20 protein-coding genes and 1 tRNA gene are annotated in these 18,894 nt (G+C 64.7%); 13 read left to right on the top strand and 8 right to left on the bottom strand.

Annotation, left to right across the window (positions count from 1 at the left end):
* Positions 1-121 precede the first annotated feature (121 nt).
* Positions 122-1,393 (top strand): MFS transporter, encoded by a 1,272-nt coding sequence (locus tag XI04_RS29365; protein ID WP_038972315.1) that lies wholly within the window; start codon positions 122-124, stop codon positions 1,391-1,393.
* Positions 1,394-1,758: 365 nt separating this feature from the next.
* Positions 1,759-2,241, top strand: a complete 483-nt coding sequence (locus tag XI04_RS29360; protein ID WP_271610559.1) for a lysozyme inhibitor LprI family protein — start codon at positions 1,759-1,761, stop codon at positions 2,239-2,241.
* Positions 2,242-2,547: 306 nt separating this feature from the next.
* On the opposite strand, the gene XI04_RS29355 is transcribed toward XI04_RS29360, so the two are convergent.
* A tRNA-Leu gene (locus XI04_RS29355) sits at positions 2,548-2,634 on the bottom strand.
* A 151-nt stretch (positions 2,635-2,785) separates the two neighbouring features.
* Between XI04_RS29355 and XI04_RS29350 the strand changes: the two genes are divergently transcribed.
* The gene (locus XI04_RS29350; protein WP_095424860.1) at positions 2,786-3,751 is read left to right on the top strand and encodes a complex I NDUFA9 subunit family protein; all 966 of its coding nucleotides are present in this window, start codon (positions 2,786-2,788) and stop codon (positions 3,749-3,751) included.
* Between the two features lie 60 nt (positions 3,752-3,811).
* On the opposite strand, the gene XI04_RS29345 is transcribed toward XI04_RS29350, so the two are convergent.
* The 3 genes from XI04_RS29345 to XI04_RS29335 all read right to left on the bottom strand — a co-directional run bounded on the left by XI04_RS29345 (position 3,812) and on the right by XI04_RS29335 (position 6,810).
* Positions 3,812-4,552 carry an SDR family oxidoreductase gene (locus XI04_RS29345; RefSeq protein ID WP_271610560.1) on the bottom strand — a complete coding sequence of 247 codons (741 nt, stop codon included), beginning with the start codon at positions 4,550-4,552 and terminating at the stop codon, positions 3,812-3,814.
* 3 nt (positions 4,553-4,555) lie between these two features.
* Positions 4,556-5,881 (bottom strand): FAD-binding oxidoreductase, encoded by a 1,326-nt coding sequence (locus XI04_RS29340; protein ID WP_271610561.1) that lies wholly within the window; start codon positions 5,879-5,881, stop codon positions 4,556-4,558.
* Between the two features lie 122 nt (positions 5,882-6,003).
* Positions 6,004-6,810: an undecaprenyl-diphosphate phosphatase gene (locus XI04_RS29335; RefSeq protein WP_028139439.1), complete on the bottom strand. Its 807-nt coding sequence runs from the start codon at positions 6,808-6,810 to the stop codon at positions 6,004-6,006.
* 169 nt (positions 6,811-6,979) lie between these two features.
* Between XI04_RS29335 and XI04_RS29330 the strand changes: the two genes are divergently transcribed.
* The 3 genes from XI04_RS29330 (at position 6,980) to XI04_RS29320 (ending at position 9,793) form a co-directional block, all read left to right on the top strand.
* Entirely contained in the window at positions 6,980-7,672 is a 693-nt protein-coding gene (locus tag XI04_RS29330) for a glutathione S-transferase family protein (RefSeq protein WP_028139438.1), read from the top strand.
* Entirely contained in the window at positions 7,621-8,796 is a 1,176-nt protein-coding gene (gene queG / locus XI04_RS29325; RefSeq protein WP_271610562.1) for a tRNA epoxyqueuosine(34) reductase QueG, read from the top strand. Before XI04_RS29330 ends, queG begins: the two co-directional genes overlap by 52 nt.
* 199 nt (positions 8,797-8,995) lie before the next feature.
* Positions 8,996-9,793, top strand: a complete 798-nt coding sequence (locus tag XI04_RS29320) for an acyl-CoA thioesterase domain-containing protein (RefSeq protein WP_271610563.1) — start codon at positions 8,996-8,998, stop codon at positions 9,791-9,793.
* Positions 9,794-9,925: 132 nt separating this feature from the next.
* Here XI04_RS29320 and XI04_RS29315 read toward each other — a convergent pair whose 3' ends face one another.
* Together XI04_RS29315 and XI04_RS29310 are read right to left on the bottom strand one after the other, a co-directional pair.
* Positions 9,926-10,393 carry a nuclear transport factor 2 family protein gene (locus tag XI04_RS29315; RefSeq protein WP_028139435.1) on the bottom strand — a complete coding sequence of 156 codons (468 nt, stop codon included), beginning with the start codon at positions 10,391-10,393 and terminating at the stop codon, positions 9,926-9,928.
* A gap of 29 nt (positions 10,394-10,422) precedes the next feature.
* Entirely contained in the window at positions 10,423-11,208 is a 786-nt protein-coding gene (locus XI04_RS29310) for an alpha/beta hydrolase (protein ID WP_271610564.1), read from the bottom strand.
* Positions 11,209-11,454: 246 nt separating this feature from the next.
* Between XI04_RS29310 and infC the strand changes: the two genes are divergently transcribed.
* Entirely contained in the window at positions 11,455-11,994 is a 540-nt protein-coding gene (gene infC / locus XI04_RS29305) for a translation initiation factor IF-3 (protein ID WP_080670072.1), read from the top strand.
* 196 nt (positions 11,995-12,190) lie between these two features.
* Here the strand turns inward: infC and XI04_RS29300 are convergent, their stop codons facing one another.
* Positions 12,191-12,595: a hypothetical protein gene (locus XI04_RS29300; RefSeq protein ID WP_038972318.1), complete on the bottom strand. Its 405-nt coding sequence runs from the start codon at positions 12,593-12,595 to the stop codon at positions 12,191-12,193.
* Between the two features lie 271 nt (positions 12,596-12,866).
* Between XI04_RS29300 and rpmI the strand changes: the two genes are divergently transcribed.
* Positions 12,867-13,067, top strand: coding sequence for a 50S ribosomal protein L35 (rpmI, locus tag XI04_RS29295; RefSeq protein ID WP_008143958.1), 201 nt, complete (start codon positions 12,867-12,869; stop codon positions 13,065-13,067).
* Positions 13,068-13,147: 80 nt separating this feature from the next.
* Entirely contained in the window at positions 13,148-13,507 is a 360-nt protein-coding gene (gene rplT / locus XI04_RS29290) for a 50S ribosomal protein L20 (RefSeq protein WP_027561620.1), read from the top strand.
* Positions 13,508-13,518: 11 nt separating this feature from the next.
* Here rplT and XI04_RS29285 read toward each other — a convergent pair whose 3' ends face one another.
* The gene (locus XI04_RS29285) at positions 13,519-13,938 is read right to left on the bottom strand and encodes a hypothetical protein (protein WP_370157269.1); all 420 of its coding nucleotides are present in this window, start codon (positions 13,936-13,938) and stop codon (positions 13,519-13,521) included.
* 144 nt (positions 13,939-14,082) lie between these two features.
* Between XI04_RS29285 and pheS the strand changes: the two genes are divergently transcribed.
* The 4 genes from pheS to XI04_RS29265 all read left to right on the top strand — a co-directional run bounded on the left by pheS (position 14,083) and on the right by XI04_RS29265 (position 18,888).
* On the top strand, positions 14,083-15,165 hold the full coding sequence (gene pheS, locus XI04_RS29280; RefSeq protein ID WP_271610566.1) for a phenylalanine--tRNA ligase subunit alpha: 1,083 nt from the start codon (positions 14,083-14,085) through the stop codon (positions 15,163-15,165).
* A 104-nt stretch (positions 15,166-15,269) separates the two neighbouring features.
* Positions 15,270-15,716, top strand: coding sequence for an endonuclease domain-containing protein (locus XI04_RS29275; RefSeq protein WP_212428946.1), 447 nt, complete (start codon positions 15,270-15,272; stop codon positions 15,714-15,716).
* Positions 15,713-18,121, top strand: a complete 2,409-nt coding sequence (gene pheT, locus XI04_RS29270; RefSeq protein WP_271610567.1) for a phenylalanine--tRNA ligase subunit beta — start codon at positions 15,713-15,715, stop codon at positions 18,119-18,121. The genes XI04_RS29275 and pheT overlap by 4 nt, the downstream gene beginning before the upstream one ends.
* A complete protein-coding gene (locus XI04_RS29265; RefSeq protein ID WP_271610568.1) occupies positions 18,118-18,888 on the top strand; it encodes a sulfite exporter TauE/SafE family protein in 771 nt (256 codons plus the stop codon). Before pheT ends, XI04_RS29265 begins: the two co-directional genes overlap by 4 nt.
* Positions 18,889-18,894 lie beyond the last annotated feature (6 nt).

Raw genomic sequence — 18,894 nt, 5'->3', positions numbered from 1 at the left:
GAACCCACAACGGCGCACGAACTGCCCGTTTCGGCGGAGCCTCTGGCGCGCGCGCCGTGGAAATCGTGCGGGCCCACCCCATCTGCCAGTTTCGCTCCCCGCGACCCACGAATCGAGATCCATGACCGAACAGATGCTCGCCGCGCCGATCGACGATCCATCAGGACGCCAGCGCGGCTTCTCGCGCTATCAGGCGCTCCTCATCGCGCTGCTCGCGTTCACGCAGTTCACGATCATCCTCGACTTCATCATCATGTCGCCGCTCGGCGCCATCCTGATGCCCGCGCTCGACATCACGGCCGGGCAATTCGGCGTCGCGGTGTCGGCCTACGCGTTCAGCGCGGGCATTTCGGGCGTGCTGGCCGCCGGCTTTGCCGATCGTTTCGACCGCAAGCGCCTGCTGCTGTTCTTCTATGTCGGCTTCACGCTCGGCACCATGCTCTGCGCCGCCGCGCAGAATTATCACGTGCTGCTGCTCGGCCGGATCGTGACCGGATTGTTCGGGGGCGTGATCGGCTCGGTGGTGCTCGCCATCATCACCGATCTATTCCCGCTGCACCTGCGCGGCCGCGTGATGGGCTTCGTCCAGACGGCGTTCGCCGCGAGCCAGGTGCTGGGTATTCCGGCCGGGCTGTTTCTCGCCAATCACTGGAGCTGGCACGTCTGCTTCATTGCGATCGTGATCGTGTCGATCGCGGCGATCGCCATCATCGCCTTCGCCATGGAGCCGGTCGACGCGCATCTGAAATCGAAGCAGGACAAGAACCCGTTCCACCATCTGATCGCGACGATCGGACAGCCGCGCTATACGCTGGCCTTCGCCGTCACGACGCTGCTGGCGACCGGCGGCTATATGCTGATGCCGTTCTCCAGCGCCTTCACCGTGCACAATCTCGGCATCGACATCACGCACCTGCCGACGATCTATCTCGTCTCCGGCCTGTTCAGCATCGTCACGGGGCCACTGGTCGGCAGGGCAAGCGATGCGTTCGGCAAATATCCGACCTTCGTCTTCGGCAGCGTGGTGTCCGTCATCATGGTGCTGATCTACACCCATCTCGGCCACGTCGCGCTTACGACGGCGATCCTCGTCAACGTGCTGATGTTCGTCGGCATCTTCTCGCGCATGATCCCGTCGCAGGCCCTGATGTCGGCAATCCCGGATCCCGACCAGCGCGGCTCCTTCAGCGCGGTCAGCGCCTCGCTGCAGCAGCTCTCCGGCGGGCTCGGCTCGGTGCTCGCCGGCGCGATCATCGCGCAAGCACCCGACGGCTCGCTGATCCATTTCGACCGGATCGGCTACGTCGTCGTCGCCTCTGCGATCGTCTCGCTGGTCGCGATGTATTTTGTGCAGAAGGCGGTGGCGGAGCGGGCGGGGAAAAGGGTGGTATGAGGGGCAGCAAAGGCGACTGAGCCGGCAGACCGTGCATCGCATGCGTGACGATCAGGACGCCACCCACGGCGCTCTTGCGCGTTGGGACGCGATAGCCAGTGCGTGCCTTAACCGGTCCCGCCGTCATTAGTCGTCAGCGTAGCTCCTGTTCCACATTAAGGTGAACCGACACTGGGCCTTCGATGACCAAAGTTGCATGTATCACGTTTTGGTCGAAAATCTCGTTAGTCAGGTCAAGGCGCATTCAAAGGCATTGATTGGAGAGGGCGTAGCCGAAGCCGCATACCCCCCTCGTTTCCCCCTTCCCACTCGCCGTCCGGCCCTTCCGCCACACCGGCCGGTCGATGCGCGAACGGAGATCTCCAATGAAGCTTAAACTTGCCGCCGCGATGCTCGCCGCTAGCCTCCCGCTCGCATCGATGGCTTTCGCCCAGGGCACCGCGCCAGCCGACCTTGCAGTGATCGATGCCTGCCTGAAGACCGAGAAAACCGGCGGTTTCGGCAGCGCGTGCGTCGGGCTCGTCGCCGACCCCTGCATCAAAGCGGCAGAGGGCGCGAATGACGATGTCGCCAAATGGAAAGCCTGCGCGGCGCGCGAACTCGCCGTTTGGACGCAAAAAACCAGTGAGGCGCTCAAGAAGGTTCAGGCTGGCGGGTTCGCCGACGTGATCAAGGCGGCCAACGACTCGCAGAAAACTTTCGCCGCGTCGCGTGATCGCCTCTGCGCGGCCGTCGACCAGGTCGACCCCGGCATGTACCGGGGCGGCGCGAGCTACTGCCGCCTGCGTGAGACCGCGAACCGCTCGCTGAGCCTGATCAAGCTCGGCGCCGCGGTCAACGAGCACTGAGACCTCTCAGGCTCTTGGGGTCATCAGCTTTGCCGACCTTTTCCCACCTAGCGACGACGGCTTCGGCCGCGAGCGCAGTGGACGTCGTTCGTAGCTCACCTGGCACCCGGGCAACGGCTGTCGGCGCGTAGCGCTTGCCTAAGCGACTGACAAAGCCAGCCGCCTCAAGCTCGCCGGCGATCTGAGTCGACCCGACGATCGATCTAGGCCATTCGGTACGCTATGAGCGCTGTGTCCCGGTTATGTGTACCGGTCAGCGGCTCAAATTCCCTGCAAATGAGCGATTTCAACCACTTGGGTTGGGGGTGGTGCCCAGGAAAGGACTCGAACCTTCACGGCCGTTAAGCCACTGGCACCTGAAGCCAGCGCGTCTACCAATTCCACCACCTGGGCATGCCGTTTGGGGCACGGAGGCGGTTACTACGGTTCGGTGACGCCGTTGTCAATTCATGCGTGACCCGGGTTTGGGGATGCCGATTGCGCATCGCAAACCGGCCCGATACAAGCCTGACAAGACGCACTCTTTTCCGCAGGAACGGCTCCCATGGCATCGAATCTGGACACGCTCGTCACGGTTTTCGGCGGATCGGGGTTTTTGGGCCGGAATGTCGTCCGCGCGCTGTGCAAGCGCGATTACCGGGTCCGGGTCGCGGTGCGGCGGCCGGAACTGGCCGGATACCTCCAGCCCTCCGGCAAGGTCGGGCAGGTCCACACCGTGCAGGCCAATTTGCGCTATCCGGCCTCGGTCGAGGCGGCGCTGCGTGATTCGCACGTCGTCATCAACCTCGTGGGCGTCCTCACCGAGGGCGGCGCGCAGACCTTTGACGCCGTCCAGGCCAGGGGTGCCGAAACGGTCGCCAAGGCAGCGGCCGCGGCCGGCGCCGGCCTGGTGCATGTCTCGGCGATCGGGGCCGATGCCGAATCGCCCTCGCGCTATGCCAAGGCCAAGGCGGCCGGCGAAGCCGCGGTGTCGGCTGCGGTGCCCTCGGCCACGATCTTCCGCCCCTCCGTGATGTTCGGCCCCGAGGACCAGTTCACCAACCGGTTCGCCGCGCTGGCCCGGATGTCGCCGGTGCTGCCGCTGATCGGCGGCGAGACCAGGATGCAGCCGGTCTATGTCGGCGACGTCGCCACCGCGATCGCGGACGCCGTCGACGGCAAGGCCAAGGCGGGCGCGACCTACGAGCTCGGCGGGCCGGAAGTGCTGACCATGCGCGAGATCATCGAGGCCATCCTCGAGATCACCGCGCGCAAGCCGGCGCTGATCCCGCTGCCGTTCGGCCTCGCCCGCTTCCAGGCGAACTTCCTGCAATTCGCGCCGGGCGCCTTCAAGCTGACGCCGGACCAGGTCACGATGCTCGAGCGTGACAATGTCGTGTCGGATGCGGCGAAGGCCGCCAGCCTGACGCTGGAAGGGCTCGGCATAACAGGCGATTCGCTGGAGGCGATCGCCCCGCAATATCTCTGGCGCTTCCGCGCCGCCGGTCAGTTCCAGCGTATGAGCGTGTGAGGTGGGTGTCACCTCTCCCGCTTGCGGGAGAGGGAGCAGACCGCCGCCGCGGCTACAGCCTCAAAACTTCAGCTTCTTGAACACCGCTTCCGGCAGCGTCTTGATGATCAGCATCACGAGGCGCCATTTGCCGCTGACATAGACGACGTCGGTCTTGTTCTCGACTGCCCGGAGAATGGCATCGCCAACCACCGGCGCTTCGACGGTGAGCGGGCCGATCAGCTTCATGCCATCAGTCATCTTGGTGCGGACGAAGCCGGGCTTGACGGTGACGACATGCACGCCGCCACGGCTGGCGCGGGCGCGCAAGCCCGACAGGAAAGCGGAGAAGCCGGCCTTGGCCGAGCCATAGACATAGTTCGAGGCCCGGCCGCGATCGCCGGCCACGGACGACACGCCGACAAGCGTGCCGCTGCCGCGGCCTAAGAATTTTTCGGCGAACAGGCCGAGGATCAGCGAGGGGCCTTCGTAGTTCGAGCGCATGATCGCGGTGGCGTGGACGAGATCGCTCTCGGCATTCTGCTGCATACCGAGCAGGCCGACGATCGAGATGACGACATCGGGCAATGCCGGCAGGCCGCTCACAAAGCCCTCGAATGAGGCGGTGTCGAGCACATCGAATTTGTAGAGACCGACGTCGATCGCGTAACGCGCGCGCAGATCGGCCGCGTCAGGCTCCAGCGCGGCGACGTCGCGGCCGGCGAGTGCGACATCGTATCCCGCCTTGGCAAAGGCGCGCGCGGCGGCGCGGCCGATGTCGGAGGAGCCGCCGAGCACCAAGACAGATTTGCGTGACGTCACGGCCTAGACCTCATCAAACAGACGCTGTGAAAGTTTCGATCGGATATTGCCGGCGGGATCGAGCGATTTGCGGATCGCGTTGAAACGCTGCAAGGCAGGATAGCCCGCCGCGAAGGTCGCGCGCGACTGGCGCGCGTCTTTCGCCAGATACAGCCGGCCGCCGGCGGCGACGACCAGGCGATCGATCTCGTCGAGGAAATTCAGGATGTCGCCCTTCACCGGGAAATCCAGCGCCAGCGTGTAGCCGGGCAGCGGGAACGACAGGATGCCGTCACCCTGGCCGAGCTTCTTGAGCACGGCGAGGAAGGAAGCGTCGCCGCGCCGCGCGACACGATCCAGGATGTCGCCGAGCACGCCGCGCGCGCCGGCTTGCGGGATCACGCATTGATGCTGCAGGAAGCCGCGCTTGCCATAGATGCGATTCCACTCACCGACGCTGTCGAGCGGAAAGAAATACGGATAGAGCGAGACCACATGGCTGCCGCCGGCGCGCCGCGCGCCCATGCGATAGTAAAGCTCGTTGAAGGCGCGGACGCTGGTGCGGTTCAGTGCCATCGACGGCAGGTCGACGGGCACGCTGAGGCGAGACTCCTTGCCGACCGGAAATGCATCGGCGCCTTCCGTCAGCTCGCCCCTGCCCGCGTGCTCGCCGAGATAGATCAGCGAACGGCCGAGATCGCGGCCTCGTGCCACGCAATCGATCCACGCCACCGAATAGGTCGCGGCATCGCCCGCCTCGAGCGCGCGCATCGCGGCATCGAGATCGGACGCGGAGATCACCCGCTCGCGGATCCACCCGGTCTCGACCCGGCGCAGCCGCATCGTCGCTTCGAGGATGATGCCGGTCAGGCCCATGCCGCCGACGGTCGCGAAGAACGCATCGGAGTTCTGTTCGCGCGAGGCTTCAATGACCTCGCCCTGCCCGGTGCGCAGCAGGAGGCTGTCGACATAGCGGCCGAAGCCGCCCTCGCAATGATGGTTCTTGCCGTGAACGTCGGCGGCGATGGCGCCGCCGATCGAGACGAAGCGGGTGCCGGGCACGACGAAAGGCAGAAAGCCACGCGGGCTAAAGGTGTCGATCAGGTCCGACAGGAGAACGCCGGCTTCCAGGCGGATGCGCCCGGTTGCCGGATCGAACGACCTGACCCGGTCGAAGCCGGTCATGCCGATCGTCCTGACGGCGCCGATCGCGGCATCGCCATAGGCGCGGCCATTGCCGCGCGCGACGGTGCCGGCCGAGATGGCTTCGCCGACTGCCGCGAACGAGCGCGGGCGCAGCACATCGCTATCGACGACCGGGAAACGCCCCCAGCCGCTGACGAGGGTCATGGCTCAGCTCCTGTGCCGGACGCGCGCCGCCCGGCGTTGGAAACTGACTACCCATCAAAAGCTTATTTTGGGTTGAAAACGCCTGCCAGCCGAACTGCCGTAGCCCGGATGGAGCCAGACAGTTAACGCCCCAGCGCCAGCGCGATCAGGCCGAGCGTGCCGACGATGACGCGCCACCAGGCGAACACCACGAAGCCGTGCCGGGTGACATATTCCAGGAACGTCTTGACCACGATGATCGCGGTGATGAACGACACCACGAAGCCGATCGCGACGATGCCCATGTGGTCCATCGTCATCTCGGAGCGGTTCTTGTAGAAGTCGTAGGCGAACGCACCGATCATGGTGGGGATGGCGAGGAAGAACGAGAACTCCGCCGCCGCGCGCTTGTCGGCGCCGAGGAACATCGCGGCGACGATGCTGGCGCCGGAACGCGACACGCCCGGGATCATCGCCACGCACTGCGCGATGCCGATATAGAGATACATCAGCAGCGGAAACCTCGTGGCGTCATGCTCGCGCGGCTTGAGATCGAGCTTGTCGACCCAGAGCAGGATGGCGCCGCCGACGATCAGCGTGAAGCACACGACCCAGGGATTGAACAGCACGCTCTTGATGTATTTGCCGGCGACGAGGCCGACGATCACAGCTGGCAGGAACGCGACCAGCACGCCGAGCACGAAGCGGCGCGAATAGGTGTCGCCCGTGAAGAAGCCGATCACGACATCCCAGAGCTTCTTGAAGTACAGCCCGACGATCGCGAGGATCGCACCCAGCTGGATCAGAACCGTAAACGAATCCCAGAAGGCGCCTTCGCCGAGATGGAAGAAGCGTTCCGCGAGCAGCAAATGGCCGGTCGAGGACACGGGAAGGAACTCGGTCACACCCTCGATGATGCCGAGGATCACTGCCCGTATTGCGTCTGACATATTTACGGTCCATTTCGGCTGGAAAAGCGGGGCCCTTCTCGCCTATTCGCCCCCATGCCGCAATCGCAAAATGCGAAATCACGCCCTTGCCTCGCGGTTTTGAAGGACTAGTGTGGCGCCGCACAAACATTGATGGAATCTTAAGCACCATCAAATAGTCAAAGGCTTCATGTTTACGCTGTTTCATCATCCGTTCTGTCCGCATTCGCGTTTCATCCGCCTGATCGCGGGCGAATACGGGCTCGACCTCAAGCTGGTGGAAGAGCGCAGCTGGGAGCGGCGCGAGGCATTTTTGTTGCTCAATGCGGCCGGCACGACGCCTGTGATGGTGGACGACGAGCAGCCGCCGATCCCGGGCGCTGCGATCATCGCCGAATATGTCGACGAGGCCTATGGCGCCGGGATGGGACCCAAGCGCCTGATGCCGGAAGCCATCGGCGAGCGTGTCGAGGTTCGCCGTCTGATGGCCTGGTTCAACGAAAAATTCTTCGAGGAGGTCTCGCATCCTCTCGTCACCGAGCGCATCTACAAGCGCTTCATGAGCGAGGAGAACGGCGGCGGGCCGCCCTCGGCCGACGTGATGCGCGCCGCCAAGGCCAATGTGCGCTATCATCTGGCCTATATCGGCTGGCTGGCGCAGACCCGTAATTTCCTTGCCGGCGACCGGCTCACTTACGCGGATCTCGCCGCCGCGGCGCATCTCTCGGCGATCGACTATCTGGGCGACGTGCCATGGAGCGAGGACGACGCAGCAAAGGCATGGTACGCGCGGGTGAAGTCCCGCCCGTCGTTCCGTCCGCTGCTGAGCGAATGGCTGGCCGGCGTGCCGGCGTCGCGGACCTACGTGGACCTGGATTTCTGAATTCCGATCCGACTGAACTGAAGACGGCGCTCACGCGCGAGGCGCGGGCGCTCGGCTTCGACTGCATCGGCGTCACCGCACCTGGCACGATCGAGAGTGCCGGAAAATACTTCCTCGAATTCATCGCCTCCGGCGGCCATGGCGACATGGACTGGCTCGCGGCGCAGCCGGAGCGCCGGGTCGATCCGCGCGGGCTGTGGAGCGACGTGCGCTCGGTGATCATGCTCGGCGTCAATTACGGCCCGGACCAGGATCCGCTCGCGATTCTCGAGCAGCGCACGCGCGCGGCGATCTCGGTCTATGCGCAGGGCGACGACTATCACGATCTCATCAAGAAGCGGCTGAAGGCGCTGGCGCGCTGGCTGGTCGCGACCGCGCCGTCGGACGTGAAGGTGTTCGTCGACACCGCAGCGGTGATGGAGAAGCCGCTGGCGCAAGCTGCGCATCTGGGCTGGCAGGGCAAGCACACTAACCTCGTCTCGCGCGAGTTCGGCTCGTGGCTTTTCCTCGGCGCGATCTACACCACGCTGGAGCTGCCGCGCGACGCTGCCGAGATCGATCATTGCGGCTCGTGCCAGGCCTGTCTCGACATCTGCCCGACGGCGGCGTTTCCCGCGCCCTACAAGCTCGATGCGAGGCGTTGCATCTCCTATCTCACCATCGAGAACAAGGGACCGATCCCGCACGAATTTCGCAAAGCCATCGGCAACCGCATCTATGGCTGCGACGATTGCCTCGCTGCGTGTCCCTGGAACAAGTTTGCGCAGGAGGGGCGCGAAGCCAAGCTCGCCGCACGCAGCGAATTGCGCGCGCCTGGTCTCGCCGAGCTGGCACGCCTCGACGACGCCGCGTTCCGCGCGCTGTTCACGAAATCGCCGGTCAAGCGCATCGGCCGCGATCGGTTTTTGCGCAACGTGCTGATTGCGATTGGCAACTCGGGTGACGTGACGTTGTCGGAAGAGGCGCGGCGGTTGCTGGAGGATGCGAGCCCGCTGGTGCGTGGCGCGGCGGTGTGGGCGCTGGGGCAACTGGTGGGGCGGGAAGAGTTTGAGGCGATGAAGACCGCTGCGTTAGACGACGAACGCGACGACAGCGTGCGTGAGGAGTGGCAGACCGTCGCCTAACCCACCCGTCATTCCCCGCGAAGGCGGGGAATCCAGTACGCCGCGGCTTCTCGATTTTGTCACGGCCGTCTCGGACTACTGGATCGCCCGGTCAAGCCGGGCGAAGACACCTGTTGTTGTGGCGAGAGCTTGCGCGCCTGACTCTCACGACGGCACCACCACCCTTGATTTCCCCGCGCGTTTCTTCAATCTCGCGCGCATGACAAACCTGCCTTTCTTCACCCGCAACAGTGATACATTCCATCCGACGGAAGCCGCCAACGGTCCGTGGGATCCGAAATCGCTGCACGGACGCGTCGTCGTCGGGCTGCTCGGCTTCGCCATCGAGGAGCGCCATTCCGGTCCCGAATTGGTGCCGGCGCGGCTCACCGTCGACATGTTTCGGCTGCCGACCATCGACAAGCCGATCGAGGTGACGACGCGTCTCGTGCGCGACGGCTTGCGCATCCGCGTGGTCGAAGCGGAATTCGTCTCCGGCGGTGTCAGCATGGCGCGGGCCTCGTGCCAGCTGCTGCGCAAGACGCAAAATCCTGATGGCAAGGTCTGGTCGCCGCCGAACTGGGACGCACCGAAGCCGGCCGACATTCCAAAACCCACCGATCCCAGGCTCGGCATGAACGGCAAATGGACGACGCGCCCCATTGTCGGTCATATGGGCTCGCTCGGTCCGCGAAGACTCTGGATGAGCGAGGTGCGCGAGCTCGTCGCGGGCGTGCCGATGACACCGTTCGTCCATGTCGCAACGGGTGCGGATTTCGCCAGCCCCTTTGCCAACGCCGGCGACAACGGGCTCGGCTACATCAACAGCGACGTCACGATCTATCTGCACCGCCTGCCGGTGACGAACTGGATCGGCTTCGAGGTGGTGAACCACCACGCCACCGACGGCGTCGCGATCGGCGAATGCTGGCTCTATGACGAACAGGGCCCGATCGGCACCGCGACGGTGGCCGCGCTGGCGCAGCGCAAGCCGATGGCCAATCCGTCGAAGCGATAGACTATTCAGCGTCATTCCGGGAACGCGCAGCGTGAGCCCGAAATCCATGCCGCCTCGCGCTTTGACGTCCGATGGATTCCGGGTTCGCGCCAAGTGGCGCGCCCCGGAATGACGATGGAGAGAGTTGCGCCTCTACTTCAAATGCCGCTTCATCTCCGGCCGTGCCTTCAGAACGGCGCCCTGCTTGGCGACGATCTTGGCAATCCGCTCCGGCGCAAACTTCAGGTCGACGAATGCCGGCGCGGTATTGGCGACCTCGTGATAGCTCACGATCTTGCCGCCCTTCAGTGTCATGATCGCAACGCCCTCGAACATCGCCCGCGCGCCGTTCGCTTCCGGCAGGGTCGAACGATAGCTGAAGGTGTAGCGCGCATAGAGCGTGGTGCCGTCGGTGACGGGATCGTGCATGTCCCAGCGGAAATCGGTCGCCGTGCGATAGAACCAGTCGTCGATCATCGCGGCGATCTTCTCGTGGCCGGCGAAGGCGCCGTAGAACACGTCGTGATAGACGCCGTCCTCGGTGAACAGCTCGGCGAACGCTTTGCCGTTGCGCTGCTCGACCGCATCGCAGAAGGCGCGCAGCATGGCGGTGGTGGTCATTGGATTGCCTCCTGAAGGAAGAAGGCACTTCACTCGATCTCAGCCACCGCGGCAAGAATGCGCGCGATGTCCTGCGGGCGGGAGAGGCGGTGATCGCCGTCCTGGATCATGGTCAGCACGACGTCGTCGGCCGGCAGGCGATGCGTCAGCGCGAAAGCGTGCTGCCAGGGCACATCAGGATCCTTCGCACCTTGCAGGATGCGGACCGGGCAGCCGAGATCGATGGCGCTGCCGAGCACGAGATGGTTGCGGCCCTCCTCGATCAGGTTCCGCGTGATCGGATAGGGCGAGCCGTCGCCATATTCGGACGGCCGCAGCCAGACACCCTTGGTCTCGATCTCCTGCTTCACCGCGGGCGAAAATTTCTTCCACATCAGCTCTTCGGTGAAGTCGGGCGCCGGCGCGATCAGCACGAGCCCTGCGAGCGAGGCCGCGCCAGAACGCTTCCTGATCTCGCGCGCGAGCAGCAGCGCCATCCAGCCGCCCATGGAGGAGCCGATCAGGACCTGCGGGCCATCGCAGAACCGTTCGAACACCGCCACGCACTCCTCCAACCAGCGTCCGATGGTTCCGTCGGCGAAATCGCCGCCGGATTCGCCGTGACCGGAATAGTCGAACCGGACCATGGCGCGGCCGTGGTCCCGGGCCCAGGCGTCCAGTGCCAGGGCCTTGCTGCCCTGCATGTCCGATTTGAATCCGCCGAGCCAGACCAGCCCGGGCCCCTGCCCGCGCCGGCTGCGCACCGCGATCCTGCGTGCTGAGGGGCCCTCACCCACATCGATGGAGTCGAGTACGGCATCAATTGCATGGCTCATGGAACGTTTAACCTGGCTGCGCGGTTTGAGCTGTCGGGTCGTATTCCGCAGCGCCGGAGACCGGCATTGTCCCTTTGGGACGCTTGCGGAACGGAAGCAAGGTGTCTATGTCGGTCAGCGTGCCCAGGCGTGGCCGAAATACCTCGCATTTGAGGGTTTTTCGTTTCACGCACGAGCGAATTGCTTGCCGGCAAACGCATCTTCCTGCAAAATAGCAGCCTCTTTCACAACTTTGGAGAACCACCCATTCGCCGTCCCAATAAAGCCCCGCCCGTCGCCAGCAAAGATGGGCCGCGCATCAATGATGATATTCGCAATGCGCAGATCCAGCTGATCGATCAGGCCGGTGACAACAAAGGCACGGTCGAGACCGTCATGGCCATCCGGATGGCCCAGGAAGCCGGCATGGATCTGGTCGAGATCTCGCCGAACGTCAGCCCTCCCGTCTGCAAGATCATGGACTACGGGAAATATAAGTATTCGGCCCAGAAAAAAGCCGCCGAAGCCCGCAAGCGGCAGAAGATCGTCGAGATCAAGGAGATCAAGCTCCGCCCGATGATCGACGACCACGATTACGACGTGAAGATGCGCGCGATGCAGCGGTTCTTCGAAGAGGGCGACAAGGTCAAGATCACGCTGCGCTATCGCGGTCGCGAAATGGCGCACCAGGAGATCGGCACCAAGCTGCTCGACAAGATCAAGACCGACGTCGCCGAGCTCGCCAAGGTCGAGCAGGACGCCCGATTTGAGGGCCGTCAGGTCGTCATGGTTCTGGCGCCGCGCTGACGCCGGTTGCTTGGAACTCAAGAGTTCAACGGCCCGTCCGGATCTCCGGCGGGCCGTTTTGTTTTGGGCGAGGTGCGAGCCGCGAGCGCCGGGTGAGGGTTCTGTCCTCTTGGGGGGTTCTCGCCAGCGGAGACACCGTCTCCCCAGCCCTTCCCCGCAAGCGGGGGAGGGAGCGCGCCATTTTTCCCGGCGACAGCTACGTCCTCGTCGCCTGCCAGGTGCCGCTGCAACGATCGCCGGAAATGATGCCCTTCCACGACCCTGTGCCGTTCACGCCGGCGAGCCGGCCGCCGCCGCTGGCATGGGACGCGCCGACCGAGACCTGGACCGCCACAGCACCGCCGCGATTGACCTTGCCGGAGACCCGGCCGCCGCCGGCGGACGACACCCGGCTACCGGTCACGGTGAAGGGGACGCTGTAGCCGGAGCTGCAATTGCCACGCGTGGTGGCGAAGGTGACGTTCCAGATGCCGTCATAGCCGCCGACCCGGGCATCGGCCGTCGATGGCAGCGCGGTCGTGGCGAGCACGGCCAGAAGCGCCAGATGGCGCGGACGGGCGAAAACAGTCGAAGAGGGAAGCGATCGGGAAAAATGGGCCATTTTGGTCCTGCTCCAGGCGACAGGCTTGCACATGAGGGTCGCAATGCCGAATAGTCGCCGGGCTGGTTTCGCCGGTTCATCGTTGCCAATCGGCCTGTCCTCTGTCATAAGCCCAGCCTTCATCGCCCGGCTGATTAAGGGCTGCCGTGGCGGTGTTTCGTGCGGGTTTCACGCTTGTTCGTAAAACCTGAGCACAATCAACGCTCTAACGAGCATTTTTGACGGCCAGCCGCCTTCGCGGGCGGAACTCTGTGGCCATTAGGAGAGCCAAATGCCCAAGCTGAAGACCAAATCGGGCGCTAAAAAGCGCTTCAAGGTGACTGCCACCGGCAAAGTGATGTTCGCCCATCGCGGCAAGCGTCACGGCATGATCAAGCGGACGAAGAAGCAGATCCGTCAGCTGCGCGGCACCGCGGTGCTGTTCAAGACCGACGGCGACAACGTCAAGAAGTACTTCTTGCCGAACGCCTGATCGCGTCCACGATCATTGCCAACCGTGCCGCGTCTTGCGCGGCAATCCGATAACCAAAGTCATCTCTGAAGGATTTTGTCATGTCTCGCGTCAAACGCGGTGTGACCGCCCACGCCAAGCACAAGAAAGTCTACAAGGCCGCCAAGGGTTTCTACGGCCGCCGCAAGAACACCATCCGCGCCGCCAAGCCGGCCGTGGAGAAGGCCCAGCAGTACGCGTTCCGTGATCGCAAGCGCAAGAAGCGGACCTTCCGCGCGCTCTGGATCCAGCGCATCAACGCTGCCGTTCGTCCGTTCGGCCTGACCTACAGCCGATTTATCGACGGCATGGCCAAGTCCGGGATCACCGTGGACCGCAAGGTGCTGTCGGATCTCGCGATCAGCGAGCCCGCGGCGTTCCAGGCGATCGCCGAGAAGGCCAAGGCTGCGCTCGCTGCCTGAGCCCTGCGGCCCTAGCGGCCGGCTTTGCCGGCCTTCAGCGCACGTTGCGAGTAGCGCTGGGCGACCTCCGCCCGGCAGAAGGCCGTGGCCGAGATATACATGGTGCCGGACTTGCTCCGGTACTTCTGGTCGCAGACCCGCAACTCGCGCTGGTAGCTGAGCTTCTGTGGCGGCTGCAGCTGGCCGATGAAATCGACCTCGCACTTCTTCTCGACGACGTCACCGAACTGTACGTCGCCGCTGGCGCCGTATGCGCAGGCCTCGAACTGCTTCATGGCACGCTCGCAGCCCGGCGCCGCGTTCAGGGCCACGACGATGTCATCCATCGACGTGGATTTGGCCTGGCATTCTTCGGCGGCGAGAGCCGCGCCTCCCAGAAAGCCTTCCAAGAGAACCAGGGCCGGGCCGGCCACCCAGAATCGCAAACGCATCGTCCCCTCCTTCGCGTTCAGGTTGGTGCCAGCCATGCCTTTACGGTTCAAATGCCCCGCATTTACGACGTCCAATCGGCTTGACGTTCCGCCCCGGCTGCGGCCACAACCCGGCAGCCTTTTGCAAGTTTGAGGGATCCGACCGTGTCCGACCTCGCCAGTCTCGTTCAATCCATCCTCGCGCAGATCAGTGCTGCCGACGACGAAGCGGCCCTCGAAGCCGTCCGCGTTGCCTCGCTCGGCAAGAAGGGCTCGATCTCAGCCTTGCTGGCAACGCTCGGCAAGATGTCGCCGGACGAGCGCAAGATACAGGGCGCCGCGATCAACCAGGCGAAGGACGAGGTCACCCAGGCGCTCGCCGCCCGTCGCGACGTGCTGAAATCGGCGGCGCTCGATGCGCGGCTCGCGTCCGAGACCGTCGATGTCACGCTGCCGCTGCGCGATGCGCCGACGGAAGCCGGCCGTATCCATCCGCTGAGCCAGGTCTGGGACGAGCTGACCACGATCTTCGCCGACATGGGATTCTCGGTCGCCGAAGGCCCCGACATCGAGACCGACGATTACAACTTCACCAAGCTGAATTTTCCGGAAGGCCATCCGGCGCGCGAGATGCACGACACCTTCTTCTTCCATCCGAAGGAGGACGGCTCGCGCATGCTGCTTCGAACCCACACCTCGCCGGTGCAGGTGCGCACCATGCTGAGCCAGAAGCCGCCGATCCGCGTGATCTGCCCGGGCCGCACCTACCGCATCGATTCGGACGCGACCCACACGCCGCAATTCCACCAGGTCGAAGGCCTCGTCATCGACAAGACTTCGCATCTCGGCCACCTCAAATGGATCCTGCACGAGTTCTGCAAGGCGTTCTTCGAGGTCGACCACATCAACATGCGCTTCCGCCCGTCGTTCTTCCCGTTCACCGAGCCGTCGCTGGAAGTCGACATCCAGTGCCGCCGCGACAAGGGCGAGATCCGCTTCGGCGAGGGCGAGGACTGGCTCGAGATTCTCGGCTGCGGCATGGTGCACCCGAACGTGCTGCGCGCCTGCGGCATCGATCCCGATGAGTATCAGGGCTTCGCCTGGGGCATGGGCATCGACCGCATCGCCATGCTGAAATACGGCATCGCCGACCTCCGCCAGCTGTTCGACAGCGACGTTCGCTGGCTGTCCCATTACGGCTTCAAGCCGCTGGAGGTGCCGACGCTGGCTGGGGGGTTGAGCTCGTGATGCTCTGCTGGGACACGATCGCCCCAGCGGCGAGGACAGTCGGACTCCCTCTCCCGCTTGCGGGGGAGGGTTGGGGTGGGGGTCTCTCCTCGATGGGGTTGCCAATGGTCGATCCTGAACATCCGGACTGGAAGAAATCGGCCAAGCTGCGAGCCAATGCTCGCGCGCTCAGGCGCGATTCAACCGATGCAGAGCGAATCCTCTGGTCGGAGCTACGTGGCAACCGGTTGAATGGCGTGAGCTTCCGCCGCCAAGTGCCGATCGAGCACTATGTCGCCGATTTTGTCTGCCACGCAGCCAAGCTCGTCATCGAGCTCGATGGCGGCCAACACTTTTCGAATGAAGGCGAGCGCGCCGATGCGCGTCGCTCTGCCGTGATCGAAGCAAAAGGCTTCAAGGTACTCCGCTTCAGCAATCTCGATGTCATGACAAATCGTGGCGGCGTTCTCGAAACCATCGCGACCACCGTCGCGGAGAGAGCCCCCACCCCAACCCTCCCCCGCAAGCGGGAGAGGGAGCAGACCGTCTCCGTGGAGAAAAAACAGCCATGAAATTCACCCTCTCCTGGCTGAAGGATCATCTCGAGACCGACGAGCCGCTCGACAAGCTCGCCGAGAAGCTCACCATGATCGGGCTCGAGGTCGAGAACATCGAGGACAAGGCGAAGGCGCTGAAGCCCTTCACCATCGCGAAGGTGATCTCGGCCGAGCAGCATCCGAATGCGGATCGCCTGCGCGTCTGCATGGTCGATACCGGTGACGGCGGTGCGCCGGTGCAGGTCGTGTGCGGCGCGCCGAATGCGCGTGCGGGTCTCGTCAGCGTGTTCTCGCCGCCCGGCACCTACATTCCCGGCAAGGACATCACGCTGGGCGTCGGCACCATCCGCGGCGTCGAGAGCCGCGGCATGCTGTGCTCGGCGGCCGAGCTGCAGATCTCCAACGACCATGACGGCATCATGGAATTACCGCCGGACGCACCCGTTGGCGCCGGCTATGCCGAATGGGCTGCGCTTGGCGATCCCATGATCGAGATCAACCTGACGCCCAACCGGCAGGACTGCACCGGCGTGCACGGCATCGCGCGCGACCTTGCCGCCGCCGACATGGGCAAGTTCAGGGATCCCGCCATCAAGCCGATCAAGGGCGAGTTCGCGTGCCCCGTGAAGGTCACGGTCGAGGATTCCACGCTGTGTCCAGGCTTCGCGCTCCGCCTCGTGCGTGGCGTCAAGAACGGTCCGTCGCCGGAATGGCTGCAGAAGCGGCTGACCGCGATCGGGCTGCGCCCGATCAACGCGCTGGTCGACATCACCAACTTCATGACCTACGACCGCGCACGGCCGCTGCACGTGTTCGACGCCAGGAAGGTGAAGGGCAATCTCGTCGTGCGCCGCGCGCGCGAGGGCGAGACGCTGCTCGCGCTCGACGGCCGCACCTACAATCTCGATCCCGCCATCTGCGTGATCGCGGACGAGCACGGCGTCGAATCGCTCGCCGGCATCATGGGCGGCGAAGCCTCCGGCTGCGATGATGATACCACCGACGTGCTGATCGAATCGGCACTGTGGAACGAGATCAACATCGCCCAGACCGGCCGCAAGCTCGGCATCAATTCGGACGCGCGCTACCGCTTCGAGCGCGGCGTCGATCCGGCCTTCATGGTGCCGGGGCTGGAACTGGCGACCAGGCTGGTGATGGAGATGTGCGGCGGCACGCCGTCCGAGACCGTCGTGGTCGGCAAGGCCTTTGGCGATGACCGGGTGATCGATTTCCCGGTGACCGAGGTCAAGCGCCTCTCCGGCATCGAGGTGCCGCAGCCGGAGATGAAGCGCATCCTGACCCATCTCGGTTTCATGATGGCGGGCCCGGGGCCGGTGGTGAAGGTCGCGGTGCCGTCGTGGCGCACGGATGTGCACGGCAAGGCCGACATCGTCGAGGAGATCGTCCGCATCTACGGCGTCGACAAGGTGCCGATGACGCCGTTCGAGCGCGGCGAGGACGCGCGCAAATCGGTGCTGACACCGCTCCAGCTGCGCACCCGCCGCGCCCGGCGCGCGCTCGCAAGCCGCGGCATCATCGAAGCGGTGACCTGGTCGTTCATCACGAAGTCCGCGGCAAAATTGTTCGGCGGCGGCCAGCGCGAGCTCGAAGTCGCCAACCCGATCGCGTCTGATCTCTCTGACATGCGCCCGACGCTGCTCGCGGGCCTGATCGCGGCCGCACAGGCGAACGCCAATCGCGGCGTGAGCGATGTCGCGCTGTTCGAGGTTGGACAAATTTTCAAGGGCGATCGCCCGCAGGATCAGTTCATGGCGGCGAGCGGCGTACGCCGCGGCTTTGCCTCCTCGGAAGGTCTGGGACGGCACTGGTCGGGCTCGACCCAGGCTGATGTGTTCGACGCCAAGGCGGATGCGCTGGCCGTGCTGGCAGCCGCCGGCGCGCCGATGCAGGCGCTGCAGATCGTCGCCGGCGGTCCGGCATGGCTGCATCCGGGCCGCTCCGGCACGATCCAGATCGGGCCGCAGAACGTGCTCGGGCATTTCGGCGAGGTGCACCCGAGAGCGCTCGAGGCGCTCGGCGCCGACGGTCCGCTGATGGTGTTCGAGGTGATCCTCGACCGTATCCCCGAGGCGAAGAAGAAGCCGACCCGCGCCAAGCCCGTGATCGAGCTCTCGGCATTCCAGCCCGTCACGCGCGACTTCGCGTTCATCGTCGATCGTACCGTGAAGGCCGGCAACATCGTGCGAGCCGCGCAGGGCGTCGACAAGAAGCTGATCACCGGCGTGGACGTGTTCGACGTCTACGAGGGCAAGGGCATCGACGACGACAAGAAGTCGATCGCGATCGCGGTGACGATCCAGCCGCGCGAGAAGACGTTGACCGATCAGGAGATCGAAGCTGTCGCGGCGAAGATCGTGGCCGAGGTCACGAAGAAGACGGGCGGCACTCTTCGCGGATGACCCTGGCGGATTTTCTCCCGAAGGACGTCAGCCTCACCATTGCGATGGCGCTCTGCGCCGTCGCCTTCGTTTCCGGCACTGCACGCGGCTTCTCCGGCTTCGGCTCGGCGCTGATCTTCATGCCGCTGGCAAGCAGCATTGCTGCGCCACGGCTCGTCGCCGCCTTGCTTCTGGTGATCGATTTCGTAGCGGCGGCACCGCTGCTGCCCGACGCATGGCGTAAGGCCGACCGCAAGGCGACCGCGGTCATCGTGCTGGGCGCGCTGGTCGGCGTGCCCGTCGGCACCTATTTCCTCAGCGTGCTCGAGCCCGTCACCACGCGCTGGATCATCTCCTGCTTCGTCGCCGCGCTGTTGCTCCTCCTGCTGTCGGGTTGGCGCTATCGCGGCAAGGACCACTCCTGGCTCTCGGTCGGCATCGGCGGCCTGTCGGGCTTCTGTAGTGGCCTCGCGCAGACCGGCGGCCCGCCGATCGTCGGCTACTGGCTCGGCCGCCCGATCGCGCCGATCGTCGCGCGCGCCAATATCGTGCTCTTCTTCGGCGCGTCTGATTTCTTCTCGATGATCAGTTACGCGTCCACGGGTCTGATCAGCCGCGAGTCGCTCGTGCTCTCGCTGATCGTCGGGCCGGGCTATGCGGCTGGCGTCGCATTCGGCGCCTCGCTGTTCGGCCGCGCCAGCGAGAAAGTATTTCGCGCGATTTGCTATGGTCTAATCGCGATGGCGGTGATCGCGGGACTGCCGGTGCTGGACGGGGTGTTGCGCTGATTATCT

Source organism: Bradyrhizobium sp. CCBAU 11430 (assembly GCF_028128855.1).
Lineage (GTDB): Bacteria > Pseudomonadota > Alphaproteobacteria > Rhizobiales > Xanthobacteraceae > Bradyrhizobium > Bradyrhizobium ottawaense.
The sequence above is the reverse complement of the archived record's forward strand: the minus strand, read 5'-3'. Positions and strand labels throughout refer to the sequence as shown.

Bases quoted from the DNA above. Each gene is read 5' to 3' on its own strand.
- XI04_RS29275 (WP_212428946.1), top strand. From the start codon at position 15,270: ATGGTCGATCCTGAACATCCGGACTGGAAGAAATCGGCCAAGCTGCGA.
- XI04_RS29300 (WP_038972318.1), bottom strand. From the start codon at position 12,595: ATGGCCCATTTTTCCCGATCGCTTCCCTCTTCGACTGTTTTCGCCCGT.
- XI04_RS29315 (WP_028139435.1), bottom strand. From the start codon at position 10,393: ATGACCACCACCGCCATGCTGCGCGCCTTCTGCGATGCGGTCGAGCAG.
- queG (WP_271610562.1), top strand. From the start codon at position 7,621: ATGGCTGGCCGGCGTGCCGGCGTCGCGGACCTACGTGGACCTGGATTT.
- XI04_RS29335 (WP_028139439.1), bottom strand. From the start codon at position 6,810: ATGTCAGACGCAATACGGGCAGTGATCCTCGGCATCATCGAGGGTGTG.
- rpmI (WP_008143958.1), top strand. From the start codon at position 12,867: ATGCCCAAGCTGAAGACCAAATCGGGCGCTAAAAAGCGCTTCAAGGTG.
- rplT (WP_027561620.1), top strand. From the start codon at position 13,148: ATGTCTCGCGTCAAACGCGGTGTGACCGCCCACGCCAAGCACAAGAAA.
- XI04_RS29265 (WP_271610568.1), top strand. From the start codon at position 18,118: ATGACCCTGGCGGATTTTCTCCCGAAGGACGTCAGCCTCACCATTGCG.
- XI04_RS29340 (WP_271610561.1), bottom strand. From the start codon at position 5,881: ATGACCCTCGTCAGCGGCTGGGGGCGTTTCCCGGTCGTCGATAGCGAT.
- XI04_RS29365 (WP_038972315.1), top strand. From the start codon at position 122: ATGACCGAACAGATGCTCGCCGCGCCGATCGACGATCCATCAGGACGC.
- XI04_RS29330 (WP_028139438.1), top strand. From the start codon at position 6,980: ATGTTTACGCTGTTTCATCATCCGTTCTGTCCGCATTCGCGTTTCATC.
- XI04_RS29310 (WP_271610564.1), bottom strand. From the start codon at position 11,208: ATGAGCCATGCAATTGATGCCGTACTCGACTCCATCGATGTGGGTGAG.
- pheT (WP_271610567.1), top strand. From the start codon at position 15,713: ATGAAATTCACCCTCTCCTGGCTGAAGGATCATCTCGAGACCGACGAG.
- XI04_RS29360 (WP_271610559.1), top strand. From the start codon at position 1,759: ATGAAGCTTAAACTTGCCGCCGCGATGCTCGCCGCTAGCCTCCCGCTC.
- XI04_RS29320 (WP_271610563.1), top strand. From the start codon at position 8,996: ATGACAAACCTGCCTTTCTTCACCCGCAACAGTGATACATTCCATCCG.
- XI04_RS29350 (WP_095424860.1), top strand. From the start codon at position 2,786: ATGGCATCGAATCTGGACACGCTCGTCACGGTTTTCGGCGGATCGGGG.
- XI04_RS29285 (WP_370157269.1), bottom strand. From the start codon at position 13,938: ATGCGTTTGCGATTCTGGGTGGCCGGCCCGGCCCTGGTTCTCTTGGAA.